Raw genomic sequence first — 16,324 nt, forward strand, 5'->3', positions numbered from 1 at the left:
TGAAGAAGCGCAATGTCTTCGCCAAGCACGGAGACAAGGCTCGCGCCGTTCTAGATGCCCTGCTCCAGAAATACGCCGACAGCGGCATCACCAGTGTCGAGTCCTTGGACATCCTCAAAGTCGATCCATTCACGCAGCACGGCACACCCATGGAGATCGTGAAACTCTTTGGCGGGAAGCCGGGCTATCTGAAGGCCATTCGGGAGTTGGAGACGGAACTTTATCAGAAAGCAGCGTGATGAGGTTAAAGCGTTGTCCATCTTCAAGACCAACGGTCTTGCGTCTTCCAGCCCAGGGTTCGCAGAACCCTGGGAAACACGGTCAAAACATACCAGATTGGGTTCAACCCCAACGGGGTTGTGTCCATCACGCATGAACCCCTGATCCACACCATGCCCCAGTCCCTTTCCCGCGTGGTCCTCCACACTGTCTTCTCGACCAAAGGCCGCGAACCTGCCTTTCAGAACCCTGCCTTCCGTGCCGAGGTTCATGCTTATCTTGGCGGCTGCGCCAAGACCCTGGATTGTCTGCCCATTCAAATCGGTGGTGTGGCAGATCATGTACATCTGCTGACCACTCTGCCACGCACGCTTTGCATCGCGGATTTCGTCAAAGAAGTGAAGCGTGTCTCAACGGGTTGGATTCAAGAACGCGGTGGGCTGTTTGCTCAATTCCATTGGCAGGCAGGCTATGGCTGTTTCTCCGTCTCCGAATCCATGGTGCCAAAGGTGGTGCGTTATATTGAGGGCCAGGAGGAACATCACCGCATCATCACGTTTCAGGATGAATATCGTGAGTTGTTGCGCAGGCATGGACAGAAATGGGAGGAGCAGTATGTCTGGGATTAGTCGGCCAACAGCGGCCTGCGGCGATGGACGCAACCCCGTTGGGGTTGCGCCTTCTTTCGTGGGCTTGTCGCCACGGTATCCCAGGGTTGTGCCAACCCTGGGCTCAAATACAAAAGCCCTTTGGGCTTGCAGGGAATCATGCGCCACCCAAGCCCACGTCAGGCAAACTATCAGCCCAAGACCAACGGCCTTGCGTCTTCCAGCCCACAAAGCACCCAAGCCCACGTCGGGCACAGTATCAGCCCAAGACCAACGGCCTTGCGTCTTCCAGCCCACAAAGCACCCAAGCCCACGTCGGGCGCACTATCAGCCCAAGACCAACGGCCTTGCGTCTTCCAGCCCACAAAGCACCCAAGCCCACGTCGGGCGCACTATCAGTCCAAGACCAACGGTCTTGCGTCTTCCAGCCCACAAAGCACCCAAGCCCACGTCAGGCACAGTATCAGTCCAAGACCAACGGCCTTGCGTCTTCCAGCCCACAAAGCACCCAAGCCCACGTTGGGCACAGTATCAGCCCAAGACCAACGGTCTTGCGTCTTCCAGCCCACAAAGCACCCAAGCCCACGTCGGGCACAGTATCAGTCCAAGACCAACGGTCTTGCGTCTTCCAGGCCAGGGTTGGAACAACCCTGGGGAAACCGCACCATCACACCGCCCCTCAAGGGGCCAACCCCACCGGGGTTGTGTCCATCATGGAGTCACCCGAGTCTGTTTCCCCACAGCTTGACCCCTTGACCCGCCCGCCGTCCTTCCTTTGTCCTACCTCATTCTGATTTCGTCACTTCCGCCCCATGCCCAACGTCTCCAACCTCATCAAAACCATCCAGGACATCATGCGCAAAGACGCGGGTGTCGATGGTGATGCGCAGCGCCTGGCCCAGCTCGGCTGGATGTTCTTCCTGAAGATTTTCGACGACCGCGAGCAGGAGATGGAACTCCTGCGCGACAACTACAAATCTCCGCTGCCCAAGGAACTCCGCTGGTCCAACTGGGCCACCGATGAAGAAGGCATCACCGGAGATGCGCTGCTCGCCTTCGCCAACAACGACCTGCTTCCAAAACTGAAAGTCCTCTCCGGCAGTGGCGACATCGTCACGCTCATCAAGGCCGCGTTCGACGGTGCCAACAACTACATGAAAAACGGCACGTTGATGCGCCAGGTCATCAACAAGATCAACGGCATCGACTTCAATGCCTCCGATGACCGCCACATGTTTGGCGACATCTACGAGAAACTCCTCAAGGACCTCCAGTCCGCGGGCAATGCCGGAGAGTTCTACACCCCGCGCGCCGTCACCCAGTTCATCGTCGAGCAGGTCAATCCCCGCCTCGGCGAGACCATCCTCGACCCCGCCTGCGGCACCGGCGGCTTCCTCGTCTGCGCCATCGAACACCTCCGCAAACAGGCGAAGACCGAGGCCCACGAGCGCACCATCCAGGACTGCTTCGCCGGAATTGAGAAGAAGCACCTTCCGCACGTCCTTTGCATGACCAATCTTCTCCTGCACGGCATCGACGTCCCCTCCAACGTCCGACACGACAACACCCTCGCCCGCCCCCTGCGCGACTGGGGCCCGAAGGAGCGCGTGGACGTCATCGTCACCAACCCGCCCTTCGGCGGCATGGAGGAGGACGGCATCGAGTCGAACTATCCCGCCGAGTTCCGCACCCGCGAGACCGCCGACCTCTTCCTCGTGCTCCTCATGAAGATCCTCAAGCCCGGCGGCCGCGCCGGACTCGTGCTGCCCGATGGCACCCTCTTCGGCGAAGGCGTGAAGACCCGCATCAAAGAAGCCCTCCTCACCGAGTGCAATCTGCACACCATCGTCCGCCTGCCGAACGGCGTCTTCAATCCCTACACCGGCATCCGTACCAACCTCCTCTTCTTCACCAAGGGCGCGCCCACTACCCACGTCTGGTATTACGAGCACCCCTATCCGCCCGGCGCGAAGAGCTACAACAAAGGCAAACCCATCCGCATCGAGGAGTTCGAGGGCGAGCGCGCCTGGTGGGGCGAGGAAAAAGACGGCTTCAAATCCCGCGTGGAAAACGAACAAGCCTGGCGCGTCTCCATCGACCAGATCCGGGCCGGCAATTTCAACCTCGACCTCAAGAACCCGCACAACCCCGACACCGGTCCCGGCGACGTGGACCATCTCCTCCCCGAATACGAAAAGCTCTTGGAAAAAATCGCTGCCACCCGCGCCGCGCTGAAACAGGAACTCCACCATGCCCTCAACGCCACTGCTGGAACTGCTGAATGAAGCTGGAAACGTTCTTCGAGAAATTCGACCAGTTCGCCGACGCTCCCGACGCGGTGGCAAAGATGCGCGAGCTGGTGCTGCAACTCGCGGTGCAGGGAACGGTCGTCGATCCCGTCGACGACGATGAACCTGTTGAAAAGTTTCTTCGAGGCATTTGGGCGGACAAGAGTGGGAGCCGCACTGAGCTTCTGAATGTGGAAAAGGCGCAGCCGTTTGAGTTGCCTGCCCACTGGCGATGGGTGGTTTTGGCCGAAGTAGCCGAGTTCTCGATTGGGAAGACGCCGCCGCGCGGCGATTCGAGCTACTGGTATCCAGAGGATCACAGCTGGGTGTCGATCGCAGACATGAAGAACTACGGGACCATAACTGAAACGAAGGAGAAGGTTTCAGCTTCTGCGGCTCAAGAAGTCTTCCGGCAACGCTTCGCAGAGCCGGGTAGTATCTTGATGAGTTTCAAGCTAACGATCGGGAAAGTGGCGCGTGCGGGGATTCGTTGCTTCCACAATGAGGCAATTATTTCGCTCCAGCCGCCGGAACCCGAGTTGTCTGACTATCTGTTTCGGTTCCTCCCAATCTTTGCCAAACTCCAGACTAGCAACAACGCGATCAAAGGCAGCACCTTGAACAAGGGTTTGCTGACGTTGCTCCCAATAGCCCTCCCGCCCCTCGCCGAGCAGAAGAGGATCGTGGCGAAGGTGGATGAGTTGATGGCGTTGTGTGATCGGCTGGAGGCGCAGCAGCAGGAACGGGAGACGCGGCACGCCGCGCTCGCCCGCGCGTCGCTGGCCCGCTTTGCCGACGCGCCCACCCCCGCCAACCTCCCGTTCCTCTTCCACCCGTCCTACGCCATCCCCCCCGCCGACCTCCGCAAATCCATCCTCACCCTCGCCGTCCAAGGCAAACTCGTCCCCCAAGACCCCAACGACGAAACGGCGGACGTGACGTTTCGCGGCTTGAAGCCGGTTAACCCAGAATCAGGCGACGGATCAGACGTTCCGAACCAATGGGCGCTTGGCACCTACCGCAGTCTCACGACGCTCGTCACCAGCGGCTCGCGCGGATGGAAAGAATTCTATGCGGAGACTGGCTCGATTTTCGTCCGCACTCAGAACATCAAGACGGACAAGCTCGTTCTTGATGACGTTGCGTTCGTTGATTTGCCCAAGTCTGCGGAAGGGATGCGAGCCCAAGTGCTGAAGGACGACATCCTCATCACAATCACCGGTGCCAACGTCACGAAAGCGGCACGAGTTGAGAAACAGATTCCCGAGGCCTACGTGAGCCAGCACATCGCGCTCACTCGCCCTCGCTGGTCAATGATGTCGGAATGGCTCCACCTCTGTTTCATTTCGCACGGCTCAGCACGCGGCACGCTCGAACAACTCGCCTATGGTGATAAACCGGGACTGAACCTGAGTAATATCCGCGACTTAGTGTTGCCCATCCCACCCCTCGCCGAACAACGCCGGATCGTGGCCAAAGTGGAGCAACTGATGGCCTTGGTGGACGCGTTGGAAACGCAGCTCGCCGCCTCCCGCGCCACCGCCGCGAACCTCCTCTCCGCCCTCGTCGCCGAACTGACCGCAGTGTGACGCCATCCTCCTGCGCCTCAACTGCAATGCTTCCAATCTATGCCAGATAAAGCCAACAAGCCCACCCAGAAGCCCACCGGCTGGAGTGCCGCCCGTCAGCACCTCGCCGCCTGGGACAAGCAAGCGCTGCTCGCCCTTGTGAAAGACCTTTACGACGCAGCCGCCGGGAATCGTGATTTCATCCATGCCCGCTGCCAGGCCGAGGACGGCGGCGGCGAGGTGCTGGAGAAGTATCGGCAGAAAGTGATCGGTCAGTTCTTTTCCAAAAAAGCTCATGGCATGGGCGATCTGAAGCTCGGAGAGGCGCGCAAGGCGATCCGCGACTACAAGAAGGCCACGGGGAGCATCCCTGGCACGGCGGAACTCCTGATGACCTATGTGGAGAGCGGTGCGCGCTTCACCCACGAGTATGGCGACATCGACGAGCGGTTTTACAGCAGCATGGAATCGGCACTGGACGAGCTGGCGGCCCTGTTGCGCGGCGAAGAGCACGACCTGTATCCGCAGTTTCGCGAACGGCTGGCGAAAGTGGAGCAGATGACCGACGGCATCGGCTGGGGATTCCACGATTTCGTCGCCGATGTGGTCGGACAACTGGAGGACGAACTCGGCAAACCATGACCCTCGCCGAACAACGCCGGATCGTGGCCGAAGTGGAGCAACGGATGGCCTGGGTGGACGCCTTGGAGACGCAGCTCGCCGCCTCCCGCGCCACCGCCGTCAACCTCGTCGCCGAACTCACCGCTGCTTGACGCCTGCCGCACGTTTTTCAAGCTGGCAGCAGACTCTTCTTCATCCTGGAGAGTTCCGGTGACGCGTGCGCCCCAGCGATGACCTTTGCCAAGGTGGGCGTGGGAAGGCTGCTGAGCTGAACAAAGTGACCTGATGCCAAAGCGCTGATGAATGAAGATTTTTTTCCGGTCATGGCCATGGAGTAGGCCACGGTGGTGGCGTGAGTGAGCTCCACATAGTCAGACGGATGCAGCACACAGGCATCGTCCACGCAGGAATCACGAAGCGTCGTGAGATTGACAAGGAGGATCTCATCACCCGGCTTTTGCGGATCAAATAACGGGATGAAGATATGCCGGGGCGGGTCCATGCACCGGAAGGCCATGCCAGGAGTCAGCGCGGTCATGGTCGGAAGAGCAGGTGTCAGTTCACAAGCTGGTGGAGACGATAGCGAGACTCGGTCCCGGTGATGAAGTCGTCGATCTCCTGCGGCTTCCAGCCAAAGGACTCGGCGAGTCTGCGGGCGCTGATCTCAATGCGTCCGCCCCTCGGGTCTGACCATTCTTCACAATGCTGATGAGTCCAGGTCACCAAGTCCCATTTTCCATGCTGCCCAAAGCGCTTCCAGACCTCTTCCAAAACACCCATTTCGGAGGCGGAGAGAGCGTCGTAGTCTTGGAGGGGTTCCCGAACTGCCACGCGATGATTGGCGCGATCTGAAATGAGGCGTTCCCACGGGCTGTCCGTCCCTGGCGTGCCGTCATTGATCAAATCCAGTACCTCTTCAGTCACTGGACCATGTTTGAGTGAATAGAAGGCCCCGCCTACGATCGGAGTGCGGCGTGATTGAAGTGAAGCGCGGTCCGAGAGGTAAATGAGCTTTACCAGCTTCAGGATGTCCATTTCACCGCCCTCACAGGAGACGAAGAAGTGGGCCACTTGGGCTGCCTTATGAATATCGAAGACGGTTTGCATGGCGGTGAAAAGACAAATGGAATCTGCTGTTGGAGTGGGGTTCATAATTCCTCTCCGCCAGCCAGGACAGGCTATCTGGAGGTGAACGGGCTTACAATCAGATATTTATTCGGTCCCTGTGGCCTATGCTGGACAGACCCGCATGACGGGGCCTCAATTGTCTCCATGAATGCCCACGACTACAGCTACAGCTTCCTGCGTTACTGCCAGGACCGCGAGGCGGGGGAATTTGCCAACATCGGCGTGCTCTTCTGGTGCCCTCAGGATCGGTTCCTCGGTTTTCGGGGCAGTCACCGCTTTGCCCGGCTGACGCATTTCTTCGGCGACCTAGACCGGGACGGCTATCGCCTGCTAGTGGCCCATGTGGAACGCCGGTTTGACCAGATGGCAGAAGACGTCATCAATGGCCTGCCGCTCGACCCGCTGCCTGCCAGCGCCCGTGATCTGGCGACAAAGGTAGTGCCAGAAGACGACGGTGCGCTGCTATGGAGCCCAGCCCGTGGGGGCATCACGGATGATCCAGCTTCTGAACTGAAGTTTGTCTATGACCGTTTCATCGGGAAGCACCACGAGGTGAAGGAGGCCACGCGCCGGGATGATGGGGAAGTCTTTCGCCAAGCCTACCGCCCGATCTTTACCTCGCCAAAGCTGGCAGAACGGATGCACGAGCATGAAGTAGTGGCCCCGCTGGCGAGTCACGTCTTCAAACATGCCTGGAAGAACGGCGTGTGGAATGTTTATGAGACGCTGTCCTTCGACATGGCCGACCCGGACTCTATCGAGCGCAAGGCGCACACTTGGTATGGCCGCAGCATGCATCTAACGCAGGCCAAGGAAGCTCCGAAGCTGCACTATCTCCTCGGCAAGCCGAGCCTTACGGACAACGCCCGCCAATATGGCCGTGCCAAGGACATCCTGAACTCCTGCGAAGGCATCACCCTCATCGAAGAAGATGAAGCGGCGGACTTTGGTCGTGACTTGGAAAGCCGGGTGCTTAGCACGATACATGAGTAACCACTCATTGATCGTGGCCCAAGTGGAGCAACGGATGGCCTGGGTGGACGCGTTGGAGACGCAGCTCGCCGCCTCCCGCGCCACCGCCGCGAACCTCCTCTCCGCCCTCGTGGCCGAACTCACCGCTGCCTAGCCGATGACCTCGATGCCCTCCAAGCGGCTCAACGGCGGCTGGGCAGCGAAGCACAACGGCTGGTAATAAATGCCGAAAAAGAAAAGCTCAAAAAGGCCGGGCGGCCTGAACTGATCGCCAGAGTGAAGGATGTGAGTGACAACACCGCGTTGGGCTATGACATCGAGTCTCGTTTTCTCGACGGCCGTATCAAACGGATCGAAGTCAAAGCGGCTGCCGTGCGGAATGGTGATCTGCGATTTTTCCTATCGGAGAATGAACACCAGCAAAGTAGGGTGCTCGCGGGGTATGTGTTTGCTCTGGTCACAGGTATTGGCACTGCCAGGCCCCGCATTGAAGAGTTCAGCGGCGGTGAAATGCCCCCGGCTGCCTTGCACCCCGTGAACTACGAGGTGCGGCTGAGAATGCCTGAACACGGATGATGCCCCACTCCGTTTGATCCGCCGAGGCGGGAGGCTGAGCCCTCACGCCGAGCGAAGTCTGGAGGAAGGTGCGACCCCGCGTGACCTTCTCGCGCCCATCGAGGGCGCGGCGCTCTGGATGGGATGGAGTGTGCTTGTCTCCTGTGGGTGCTTCGCTTCACCCCTGGCTCATCTCCCACGAGCCTCCGGCGAAAGCGGGATGCCTTCCCCAAATGCCACGCAGGAGACTTTTCGCTTTCCGCACCGGGCATCCTGCTTTCTAGCTGATCCATGCCCCGCCTCCTGCTCTTCGATATTGATGGAACCCTGCTCGACACCGGAGGAGCGGGTGGAGCTTCGTTGCTTGATGCCGTGGAGGAAATCTTCGGCGTGCCTCGCGCCCAGCTTCCACCGTTAAATCTCGCCGGTGCCACCGATGGCGGCATTGTGCGCCAGCTCTTCGGTCAGGTGGGGCGTGAAATGGATGACACCAGCGTGCAGACCTACATGGACTGTTACCTCGGTCACCTCCGCCGCCGACTCGCTCACGAGGACTTCCCCGGCCTCGTCCTGCCCGGCATTCCCTCCTTGCTTCAGGCGCTCATCGCCGAAGGCAGCGCCGACATCGGCCTGCTCACGGGCAATGTCCGCCGGGGTGCGGAAATGAAGCTCGCCCGCTTCGATCTGCATCCGCATTTCGTCGATGGTGCCTTCGGAGATGATGCCGAGGACCGCAATCTCCTCGGCCCCGTGGCCATGCGCCGCATGAGTGCTGCCACAGGCCGTAGCTACACCGTGGAAGATGTCATCGTCATTGGCGACACCCCGAAGGACATCGCCTGTGCCCACGCCATCGGCGCGCGTTGTCTAGCCGTCGGCACAGGCCATTTTGAAGCCGAGGCCCTGCGCGTGCATCAGCCCTGGATGTGTCTGGAAAGTCTCGCACAAACAGAGCAAGTGCGTGATCTGCTGCTGAACCCATGAGCCACACCATCCCGGCCGAGTCACGCGCCATGCGGCTTTCCCTCGCCGCCGGGTTTCTCATGCTCGTGCTGAAGATGAGCGCCTACCTGCTCACCGGTTCCGCCGCCATCCTCGGGGATGCCGCAGAGTCCGTCGTGCATGTCGCCGCCGTCATCTTTGCCACTTACAGCCTCTGGTTTGCCGCCCAGCCGCCGGATGAAAATCACCGCTATGGTCACAGCAAGATCGCCTTCTTCTCCGCAGGAATCGAAGGCGGGCTCATCGTGCTCGCCGCCGTCTTCATCATCTATGAATCCATCCGCCGCTGGATCGGCGGCCTCACGGTGTCCCATCTTGGCGATGGCCTCCTCCTCACCTTCGCGACTGTGCTCATCAATGGCGCGCTCGGCTGGTATCTCCTGCGCACCGGACGGAAGCACCACTCCCTCATTCTCATCTCCAATGGTCGCCATGTCCTGACCGATGGCTGGACTAGCCTCGGTGCCATCATCGGGCTTGGATTGATGCATCTCACCGGCTGGCTCTGGTGGGACCCGGTCTTCGGCCTCATCATGGCGGGGAACATCCTCGTTTCCGGCTATGACCTGCTGCGCCAAAGTGTCGCCGGCCTCATGGATCACGCTGACCCTGGCCTCACCCGCGTCCTCGATGAAGCTCTCGCTCGCGAGACAGCCTCGCGTGGCGTCACCTTCCATGCGCTGCGTCATCGCAATGCTGGCAAGGTTCATTATGTCGATGTCCACTTTCTCTTCCCGGATGACATCGCCCTTCGTGAAGCCCACCGCATCGCCACAGACATCGAGCGTGCCGTGATCAAAGCCACTGAGCAGGCCGTGCATATCACCACGCATCTGGAATGCGTCGGAGATCATGACGAACTCCATCCCGGCGATCAGCTCTAAGCCAGCTCAGAGCTCCGTCTTCGTCTTGGAAATCAGCCGCACATCCGTGATGCGCATCGCCTTGTCCACCGCCTTGCACATATCGTAAATCGTCAGTGCCGCCAGACTCGCCGCCGTCAGCGCCTCCATTTCCACCCCTGTTTGGGCAATGGTCTTCGCCACCGTCGTGATGCGGATGCCGCGCTCCTCCATCTCAAAATTCACCGCTACCTTGCTCAGCGCGATCTGATGGCACAGCGGGATCAGCATCTGTGTCTGCTTCGCCGCCTGGATGCCTGCGACTCGGGCCACCGCCAGCACATCTCCTTTCTTTAATCCATTGTCGCGGATGAGCCCCAGCGTCTCCGCCTGCAACTCGATGAACGCCTCCGCCACCGCCTCGCGCGCCATCGGCGGCTTGGCGGAGACATCCACCATGTTAGCGCGGCCTTGGTCGTCAGTGTGAGTCAGAGACATGAGGAAAAAGAAAGCCGCAGAGACCACTCGACGCGATCTCTGCGGCCCATGGGAAAAAGGTTACTGAATCTCCACGGACCAGAAGGTCTGCCAGTCGTCCAGATTATTCAGATCCACGGCACCAGGATTGCAGCCGCCGTCATCTGGCAGCCCCACAGCGGCCAGGATGCCCGCACGAGTGTCGTCGCCATGGATGTAGCCCATGATGGACTGATTGTGCTTGTAGATGTCAGCCTTCGTCAGCTTCACACCGGGCTGGGCTTTCACCCAGGTTTCGAGCTGCACATAGGTCGGCTTCGTGGCGATGAAAGCCTTGAAGGTCTCGATGTTGATGCCCAGCGCGTCGAGGGTCATCTGGTCATAGCCACAGCCGATGCCAGGATAGTCAGCGTGGAGCTTGCCAGCCGCCGCCAGGGAGGCCTTCTGCCAGAGGCGGGGAAGATGCAGCACGCCGAGAGGACCAGCGATGCCGGAGGAGATGAGAGGAACGATTTGGCTCATGGTTTGAATAGGTAGTTGAGTCCGAAGGACGGACACTTACGAACGTGCGGAGCACCAGGATTTGGTCAAGCGACGTGAAAGTCGTTCCAAGAATGGTCGAACACTCCAGGAACCCAGCATGTTTACTGGCAAGCAGAGTAGAAACGGGCAGAATCTCAGAACCATGAATGCCGCCGACGCTGTCACACTGCGCACCAAGTTCCTGAACTCGCTCGATCTCCAGAGCCAGTTCTACCGCATGTTCGACAGCCTGCCGGGCATCTCCTTCTTTGCCAAAAACCGAGACTTTCGTCTCGTCTGCGCGAACCGCCATTTCATCGAGACCATGGGCTTCAAGAGCGAAGACCAGATCATGGGCAAAGATGACTTCGATCTCTTCCCCCGCCGTCTCGCCGAGAACTTCCGCCGTGATGACGAAGAGATCTTTCGCACTGGCGAGGCCAAGTTGAACATCGTGGAGCTTTTCTTCAATTCCCAGGGCATCCCCGACTGGTTCATCACCAACAAGATGCCGCTGCGGGACAAGAAGGGCCGTCTGGTCGGCATCATGGGCGCGACACAAAGTTACGGACAGGCGATGACCATCGTCCACGCCAGCCAGCACATCGAGCGCGCTCTGGCTTACATCCGCGAACACTTCCGCACCCGCCTCAGCGTGGAGGATCTGGCACAGCAGGTTCACCTCAGTCCGCGTCAGCTACACCGCAAATTCGTTGAGACCTTCGGATGCAGCCCGCAGACCTTCATCATGAAGCTGCGCATTCAGGCCGCGTGCGAGGCGCTCCAGCATGAGGACGCCCAGATCAGCCAGATCGCCATCGACCTTGGCTTTTACGATCAGAGCGGCTTTACTCATCACTTCCACAAACACGTCGGCCTCACTCCGCTGAAGTATCAGCGGCAGTTCCGGCTCGGGAGAAGGTGATGGAGCGGGGAATTCATTCCGCAGCATCACGAACGAATGGAATGGGTGAAGCGACGACGATACATATCGTTCGAACCCACGGCTTCGTTTTGCGGTGACGCTATGAACTGACGATTATCAGCAGAGTAAACAACCTGCGGCGGAATGAATTCCGCGCTCCGTGTGAGGTCACTGCACGTCCAGCTCGGGCTTGAAGTCCGCTGCATGATACGAACTGCGCACGAGCGGCGCGCTGGCGACGTGGCGGAAGCCTTTCTTCAAAGCGATCTGCTTATAGTTCTCAAAGGTATCCGGGTGGATGTAATCGATCACAGGCAGGTGCTGCGCGCTGGGGCGCAGATACTGACCGAGCGTGAGGACGGTGACGTCGTGCTCCAGGAGATCATCCATTGCCTGGAAAAGCTCCACCTCGGTCTCGCCGAGGCCGAGCATGAGGCCGCTCTTCGTGGCGCACTTGGTGCCAAACTCGACGGACATGGCCTTTGCACGCTTCAGCACGTGCAGGCTGCGGTGATACATGGCGCGGCTGCGGACGAGCGGGGTGAGTCGCTCCACGGTCTCCAGGTTGTGATTGAAGATGTGCGGGCGGGCTTTCATCACCACTTCCAATGCGTCGTCCTTGTCATTAAAGTCGGGGACGAGGATCTCGATGGTGATGTGGGGCACGGCCTCGCGCACGGCCTCGATAGTGCGGGCGAAGTGCTCGGCACCACCATCTTTGACATCGTCGCGCGCCACGGCGGTGATGACGATGTGGTTCAAACCGAGGCGCTTCGTGGCAGCGGCCACGCGCTGCGGCTCGTCGGCTTCGAGGGCAAAGGGCTTCGCCGTCTTCACGGCGCAGAATCCGCAGGCGCGGGTGCAGCGGTCCCCAGCGATCATGAAAGTGGCGGTGCCCTGGCTCCAGCATTCCCAGCGGTTCGGGCACTGGGCCTCTTCGCAGACGGTGTGCAGCTTCAGGTCGGAGATCAGGGACTTCGTGCTCCAGAAGACGGGGTCACGCGGAAGCTTCACGCGGATCCAGTCCGGTTTTTTATCCTGATGCAGAGCGGGGTCGATTTTGCAGGCCATGTCTTTACTACTAAGAATGAACAGCTAAGAGCGGATGACAACCCGTGAGTCTGAGAAAAACTTCGCCTTCTTTTGTTCTTCGCCGCTATTGATCAGTCTTGATATCGCCGCTCTGCCGTAGTTGCTGAAGTTCACTCTGAATTCCTTGAACCGAGTGTTGGGCCATTTTTAGCTCTGTCGCCTTGAAGTTTGCCAAGCACCCCATGAAAAACCTGTTTCTCGTCATCCTCACCCTGTTGATAGCCGCACCGGTATTTTCGGTGATTCCAGACCCGTTGCCCAAGGCCCCAGAGCCCGTGGATGACATTTTGCGGCTCCAGATTTTCCTCGATACTCAACTCTACGGTCCAGGAAAGTTGGACGGACGTCCTGGTGAGTTCACCACGAAAGCCCTGAAGCGCTACCAACGCGCGCAGGGGCTCCCCGAGAGCGAACTGGAAACCCACACGCTAGACCTCACTAGCATCACAGAGATCTATACCACGTACACTGTTCGTCCCGAAGACTTCACTTTCGTCGGCGATCTGCCCAGCCAGCCTTCCGCGCAAAGCAAAAAAAAGTATCTGCCCTATGACTCGCTGCTGGAGTTTTTGACCGAGCGCTTTCACTGCGCACCTGACTTTTTGGAGTTCATCAATCAGCCCATGAAGCTCAGCGCACTGAAGGCAGGAGATGTGGTGAAGGTCCCCAGCGTGCAGCCCTTCCTCATTGAGGAGCTGACTCAAATCGCCAAGCTGCCTGAAGTCCCGGAGTATCAGCCCCGCGTCATCAAAATCGATACACGTGAAAAACTGCTCGATCTCTGGGAAGGCGAGAAGCTCCTCGCCAGTCTGCCCATCACTCCTGGCAGCGGTTACAACGCCACCCCTCCAGGCTCCTGGCGCATCGTCGGCATCACACAGATGCCCACCTTCCGCTGGGACAAAAGCGTGCTCGAATACGGCGTGCGCAGCGGCAACTACTACCAACTCCCTCTTGGCCCGAACAACCCCGTCGGGGTCATGTGGATCGGCTTGAACAAGCCCGGTATCGGCATCCACGGCACCAACAGCCCGCAGACCATCGGACGCAGCGCCAGTCATGGCTGCATGAGAACGACAAACTGGGATGTCGTGCGCCTTGTGAAAATGATCACACAAGGCATGACAGTTATCATCGAAGGCCAGGCTCCAGTGCCGCGGCCCGTGGTCGCGAAGGTCAAAAAAACAGAGCCACCACAGGAGGCTGCCCCAGAACCCAAGACCAGCTTTTTCAAACGACTCTTCGGGAGGAAGTAGGTTGGCCGCATCCCTGCATTTGATTGCATCAAAAGACTCCCGACGGCAGTTCCGCCAAGTATGATTGGCGGCTCTCTGAAGACAATGAAAAACTCCCAGTGGCGTTTTGTCGAAGTCATCCATCATGCCAAAGGCCTGCAATTCTTCAGCAGGCAGCATTGCCACCGCGCACATGAGCAAGACGGCAGAGACGTCAAAAGTAGATCATTCTCTCTGGCAGAAAACACGACGGAGAGCGTTGGTTGATAAGCCTCCCAACCGCAGGCATCCATGCCATGAAGCCACTCCTCTTCGCGAGTCTTGCACTCGCCATCAACGCATTCTCCCAAGACGTGAAATCGAACATTCCCTACGTCGAAAACGGCCATGCACGTCATGTGCTAGACATCTATGCACCAGCGAACGCCAAGAACCTGCCGGTCGTCTTCTGGATTCACGGCGGCGGCTGGCAGCAGGGTGACAAAAGCGATGTGGAGATCAAACCGCAGTGGTTTATGGAAAAGGGCTTCGTCTTTGTCTCCACCAACTACCGTCTGCTACCTGAAGTGGACATGGGGACTCTCATCCGCGACTGCGCAAAGTCGTTAGCATGGGTGAGCAAGCACATCGCTGAACACGGTGGCGATCCAAAGCGGGTGCTTGTGGGAGGTCACTCGGCTGGCGCGCAACTCGCCGCCATTCTTTGCACAGATGATCGCTATTTGAAGACCGAAGGCGTGAGTTTCGATTCTCTCATCGGCTGCGTGCCTGTCGATGGCGACACCTATGACATCCCGGCGATGATCGAGACAGCGGAGACGCGTCTGCGCGTGCATGGCATGCCGATGCCGAAATATGGTCACCGGCTGAAATTCGGTGACTCCCCCGAGAAGCACCAAGACTTCTCCGCAGTAACACATGTGGCGAAGGGAAAGAGCATCCCGCCCTTCCTCATCCTGCACGTCGCGAATCACCCCGACACCTCCATTCAGGCACGCCGCTTCGGCATGGTGCTGACGGAAGCCGGTGTGCCAACAACCGTCTTTGGCGCGAAGGACACCGACCACAGCAAACTCAATGACAATCTCGGCAAGCAGGAAGATCCGGCGACGAATGCGTTGTTGGAATTTGTCGCCAAAGTGCAGAAGAAGTAACCGCACTCAGAGCCTCGACTTCATCCACGAATAGAAGCTTGCGCCAATCTGCGCGTAGCCAACAGGGTTGGGGTGAACGCCGTTGTTATTGGGATAGCCATCCACTGGATCGAGATTGAGTTCAGTCGGCACAAGGTGGATGCCATCCTTCTCTCGATGGGAGAGACGCTCGATCATGCGTTGGACGAGACAGTGCTGGATGCGCTTCCAACCCCAGCGCGGGTATTTATCTTTATAGTTGGCGGTGAAGCCTTCCTGACGTGAGTTCGGTGGTGTAGTCAAACCGACGGCGAGCAAGGCTTTCGGCGCGGCTTTGTGAAACTCGGCGAGGAGCTTGTCGGCCTGGTCGAGCACTTCGTTGACCTTCGCGTCAGGTGCGTTTGGATCAGCGCCGAAGCAGTCGTTGATACCGAGCAGGAAGGTGACGACATCGGGCGGCACGCCATCGCAGTGCTCTTTGAAATAGCGCTTCAAATCAAAGACACCCTTCTTGCCATCGCCAGACGGGAAAATGAAGGGGCTGGTGGATTTGCGCGCGAGCGGACCTGCGGTCACGCCGGGTGTTGGTGCGGTGTATTTCGTGAGGAAGTCGCTCCATTTCCATCCGCCATAGCCTTCGTGATTCACGGTGGGCAGGGCACTGGCGGGATGATGCGTGCCAAGCATGAGCCATTTGGGGTTGCCTGGGCGCGTGAGCAGGTTGGCAATCTCGTTCGAGTAGATGGTGGCGTGCGTGAGGCTGTCTCCGATGATGAGCAGGCGCAGCGATTTTTCTGCACCTGCTTTGCGTGAAGAGATGTGCAGCGTGGTTTTGCCCTGCTCCAGCACTTTGCCGCCAGCGTCTTTGACAGTGATCTCGATCGGATGATCTCCCACATCACCGTCAGTGGGTTTCACCGTCCAGCGTCGGGCTTCGGCCTTGCCGAGTTTGCAGGAAAACTCGAAGCGGTAGTCCTCAGGCTTCTCGGTGAGCACGATGTTGTCATGGTAAATGCTCATCTGCACATCAGGCGTGGCATAGATGACGGGAGGCAGGGTGAGTTGAAGTTCACCAGCATGAGCGACGGTCACACTGACCAGGGTGAAGAGTAGAAGGAAAAGTTTCATGGCGCGGGA

Annotated in this window: 20 protein-coding genes; 14 read left to right on the forward strand and 6 right to left on the reverse strand. The window is 58.9% G+C overall.

Annotated elements, in window-relative coordinates; all coding sequences use genetic code 11:
• From AC6FTP_RS13685 to AC6FTP_RS13710, 6 genes are all read left to right on the forward strand, one after another.
• The coding region (locus AC6FTP_RS13685; protein WP_497207474.1) for a type I restriction-modification enzyme R subunit C-terminal domain-containing protein at positions 1 to 239 on the forward strand (239 nt) is incomplete at its 5' end.
• A gap of 153 nt (positions 240 to 392) precedes the next feature.
• On the forward strand, positions 393 to 848 hold the full coding sequence (locus AC6FTP_RS13690) for a transposase (RefSeq protein WP_497207475.1): 456 nt from the start codon (positions 393 to 395) through the stop codon (positions 846 to 848).
• Positions 849 to 1,639: 791 nt separating this feature from the next.
• Positions 1,640 to 3,112, forward strand: coding sequence for an N-6 DNA methylase (locus tag AC6FTP_RS13695; protein ID WP_497207476.1), 1,473 nt, complete (start codon positions 1,640 to 1,642; stop codon positions 3,110 to 3,112).
• Positions 3,109 to 4,704 carry a restriction endonuclease subunit S gene (locus AC6FTP_RS13700; protein ID WP_497207477.1) on the forward strand — a complete coding sequence of 532 codons (1,596 nt, stop codon included), beginning with the start codon at positions 3,109 to 3,111 and terminating at the stop codon, positions 4,702 to 4,704. Before AC6FTP_RS13695 ends, AC6FTP_RS13700 begins: the two co-directional genes overlap by 4 nt.
• 39 nt (positions 4,705 to 4,743) lie before the next feature.
• Positions 4,744 to 5,325 (forward strand): hypothetical protein, encoded by a 582-nt coding sequence (locus tag AC6FTP_RS13705; protein WP_497207478.1) that lies wholly within the window; start codon positions 4,744 to 4,746, stop codon positions 5,323 to 5,325.
• A complete protein-coding gene (locus tag AC6FTP_RS13710; RefSeq protein WP_497207479.1) occupies positions 5,322 to 5,456 on the forward strand; it encodes a hypothetical protein in 135 nt (44 codons plus the stop codon). Before AC6FTP_RS13705 ends, AC6FTP_RS13710 begins: the two co-directional genes overlap by 4 nt.
• Before the next feature lie 17 nt (positions 5,457 to 5,473).
• On the opposite strand, the gene AC6FTP_RS13715 is transcribed toward AC6FTP_RS13710, so the two are convergent.
• Both AC6FTP_RS13715 and AC6FTP_RS13720 read right to left on the reverse strand, forming a co-directional pair.
• A complete protein-coding gene (locus tag AC6FTP_RS13715; RefSeq protein WP_497207480.1) occupies positions 5,474 to 5,842 on the reverse strand; it encodes a hypothetical protein in 369 nt (122 codons plus the stop codon).
• Positions 5,843 to 5,859: 17 nt separating this feature from the next.
• Entirely contained in the window at positions 5,860 to 6,411 is a 552-nt protein-coding gene (locus AC6FTP_RS13720) for a Panacea domain-containing protein (RefSeq protein WP_497207481.1), read from the reverse strand.
• A 165-nt stretch (positions 6,412 to 6,576) separates the two neighbouring features.
• Here AC6FTP_RS13720 and AC6FTP_RS13725 point away from each other — a divergent pair, with 165 nt between their 5' ends.
• The 5 genes from AC6FTP_RS13725 (at position 6,577) to AC6FTP_RS13745 (ending at position 9,845) form a co-directional block, all read left to right on the forward strand.
• Positions 6,577 to 7,425: a DUF3037 domain-containing protein gene (locus AC6FTP_RS13725; RefSeq protein WP_497207482.1), complete on the forward strand. Its 849-nt coding sequence runs from the start codon at positions 6,577 to 6,579 to the stop codon at positions 7,423 to 7,425.
• The gene (locus AC6FTP_RS13730; RefSeq protein WP_497207483.1) at positions 7,418 to 7,558 is read left to right on the forward strand and encodes a hypothetical protein; all 141 of its coding nucleotides are present in this window, start codon (positions 7,418 to 7,420) and stop codon (positions 7,556 to 7,558) included. Before AC6FTP_RS13725 ends, AC6FTP_RS13730 begins: the two co-directional genes overlap by 8 nt.
• Before the next feature lie 65 nt (positions 7,559 to 7,623).
• Positions 7,624 to 7,980, forward strand: a complete 357-nt coding sequence (locus AC6FTP_RS13735) for a protein NO VEIN domain-containing protein (RefSeq protein ID WP_497207508.1) — start codon at positions 7,624 to 7,626, stop codon at positions 7,978 to 7,980.
• Positions 7,981 to 8,250: 270 nt separating this feature from the next.
• A complete protein-coding gene (locus tag AC6FTP_RS13740) occupies positions 8,251 to 8,943 on the forward strand; it encodes an HAD hydrolase-like protein (RefSeq protein ID WP_497207484.1) in 693 nt (230 codons plus the stop codon).
• The gene (locus AC6FTP_RS13745; protein ID WP_497207485.1) at positions 8,940 to 9,845 is read left to right on the forward strand and encodes a cation diffusion facilitator family transporter; all 906 of its coding nucleotides are present in this window, start codon (positions 8,940 to 8,942) and stop codon (positions 9,843 to 9,845) included. Before AC6FTP_RS13740 ends, AC6FTP_RS13745 begins: the two co-directional genes overlap by 4 nt.
• Positions 9,846 to 9,851: 6 nt before the next feature.
• Here the strand turns inward: AC6FTP_RS13745 and moaC are convergent, their stop codons facing one another.
• Positions 9,852 to 10,301, reverse strand: a complete 450-nt coding sequence (gene moaC / locus AC6FTP_RS13750; protein ID WP_497207486.1) for a cyclic pyranopterin monophosphate synthase MoaC — start codon at positions 10,299 to 10,301, stop codon at positions 9,852 to 9,854.
• Between the two features lie 60 nt (positions 10,302 to 10,361).
• Positions 10,362 to 10,802, reverse strand: coding sequence for a DUF5069 domain-containing protein (locus AC6FTP_RS13755; protein ID WP_497207487.1), 441 nt, complete (start codon positions 10,800 to 10,802; stop codon positions 10,362 to 10,364).
• A 163-nt stretch (positions 10,803 to 10,965) separates the two neighbouring features.
• On the opposite strand from AC6FTP_RS13755, the gene AC6FTP_RS13760 reads away from it, so the two are divergent.
• On the forward strand, positions 10,966 to 11,727 hold the full coding sequence (locus AC6FTP_RS13760) for an AraC family transcriptional regulator (protein ID WP_497207488.1): 762 nt from the start codon (positions 10,966 to 10,968) through the stop codon (positions 11,725 to 11,727).
• A 168-nt stretch (positions 11,728 to 11,895) separates the two neighbouring features.
• Here the strand turns inward: AC6FTP_RS13760 and lipA are convergent, their stop codons facing one another.
• Positions 11,896 to 12,798 (reverse strand): lipoyl synthase, encoded by a 903-nt coding sequence (lipA, locus tag AC6FTP_RS13765; protein WP_497207489.1) that lies wholly within the window; start codon positions 12,796 to 12,798, stop codon positions 11,896 to 11,898.
• A 203-nt stretch (positions 12,799 to 13,001) separates the two neighbouring features.
• Between lipA and AC6FTP_RS13770 the strand changes: the two genes are divergently transcribed.
• Together AC6FTP_RS13770 and AC6FTP_RS13775 are read left to right on the forward strand one after the other, a co-directional pair.
• Positions 13,002 to 14,075, forward strand: coding sequence for a L,D-transpeptidase family protein (locus AC6FTP_RS13770; RefSeq protein WP_497207490.1), 1,074 nt, complete (start codon positions 13,002 to 13,004; stop codon positions 14,073 to 14,075).
• 275 nt (positions 14,076 to 14,350) lie between these two features.
• Complete coding sequence (locus AC6FTP_RS13775) at positions 14,351 to 15,208, forward strand: alpha/beta hydrolase (protein WP_497207491.1); 858 nt, start codon at positions 14,351 to 14,353, stop codon at positions 15,206 to 15,208.
• Between the two features lie 6 nt (positions 15,209 to 15,214).
• Here the strand turns inward: AC6FTP_RS13775 and AC6FTP_RS13780 are convergent, their stop codons facing one another.
• Positions 15,215 to 16,315, reverse strand: a complete 1,101-nt coding sequence (locus AC6FTP_RS13780; protein WP_497207492.1) for an SGNH/GDSL hydrolase family protein — start codon at positions 16,313 to 16,315, stop codon at positions 15,215 to 15,217.
• Positions 16,316 to 16,324: the final 9 nt, after the last annotated feature.

The organism is Prosthecobacter sp. (assembly GCF_044378005.1).
Lineage (GTDB): Bacteria > Verrucomicrobiota > Verrucomicrobiia > Verrucomicrobiales > Verrucomicrobiaceae > Prosthecobacter.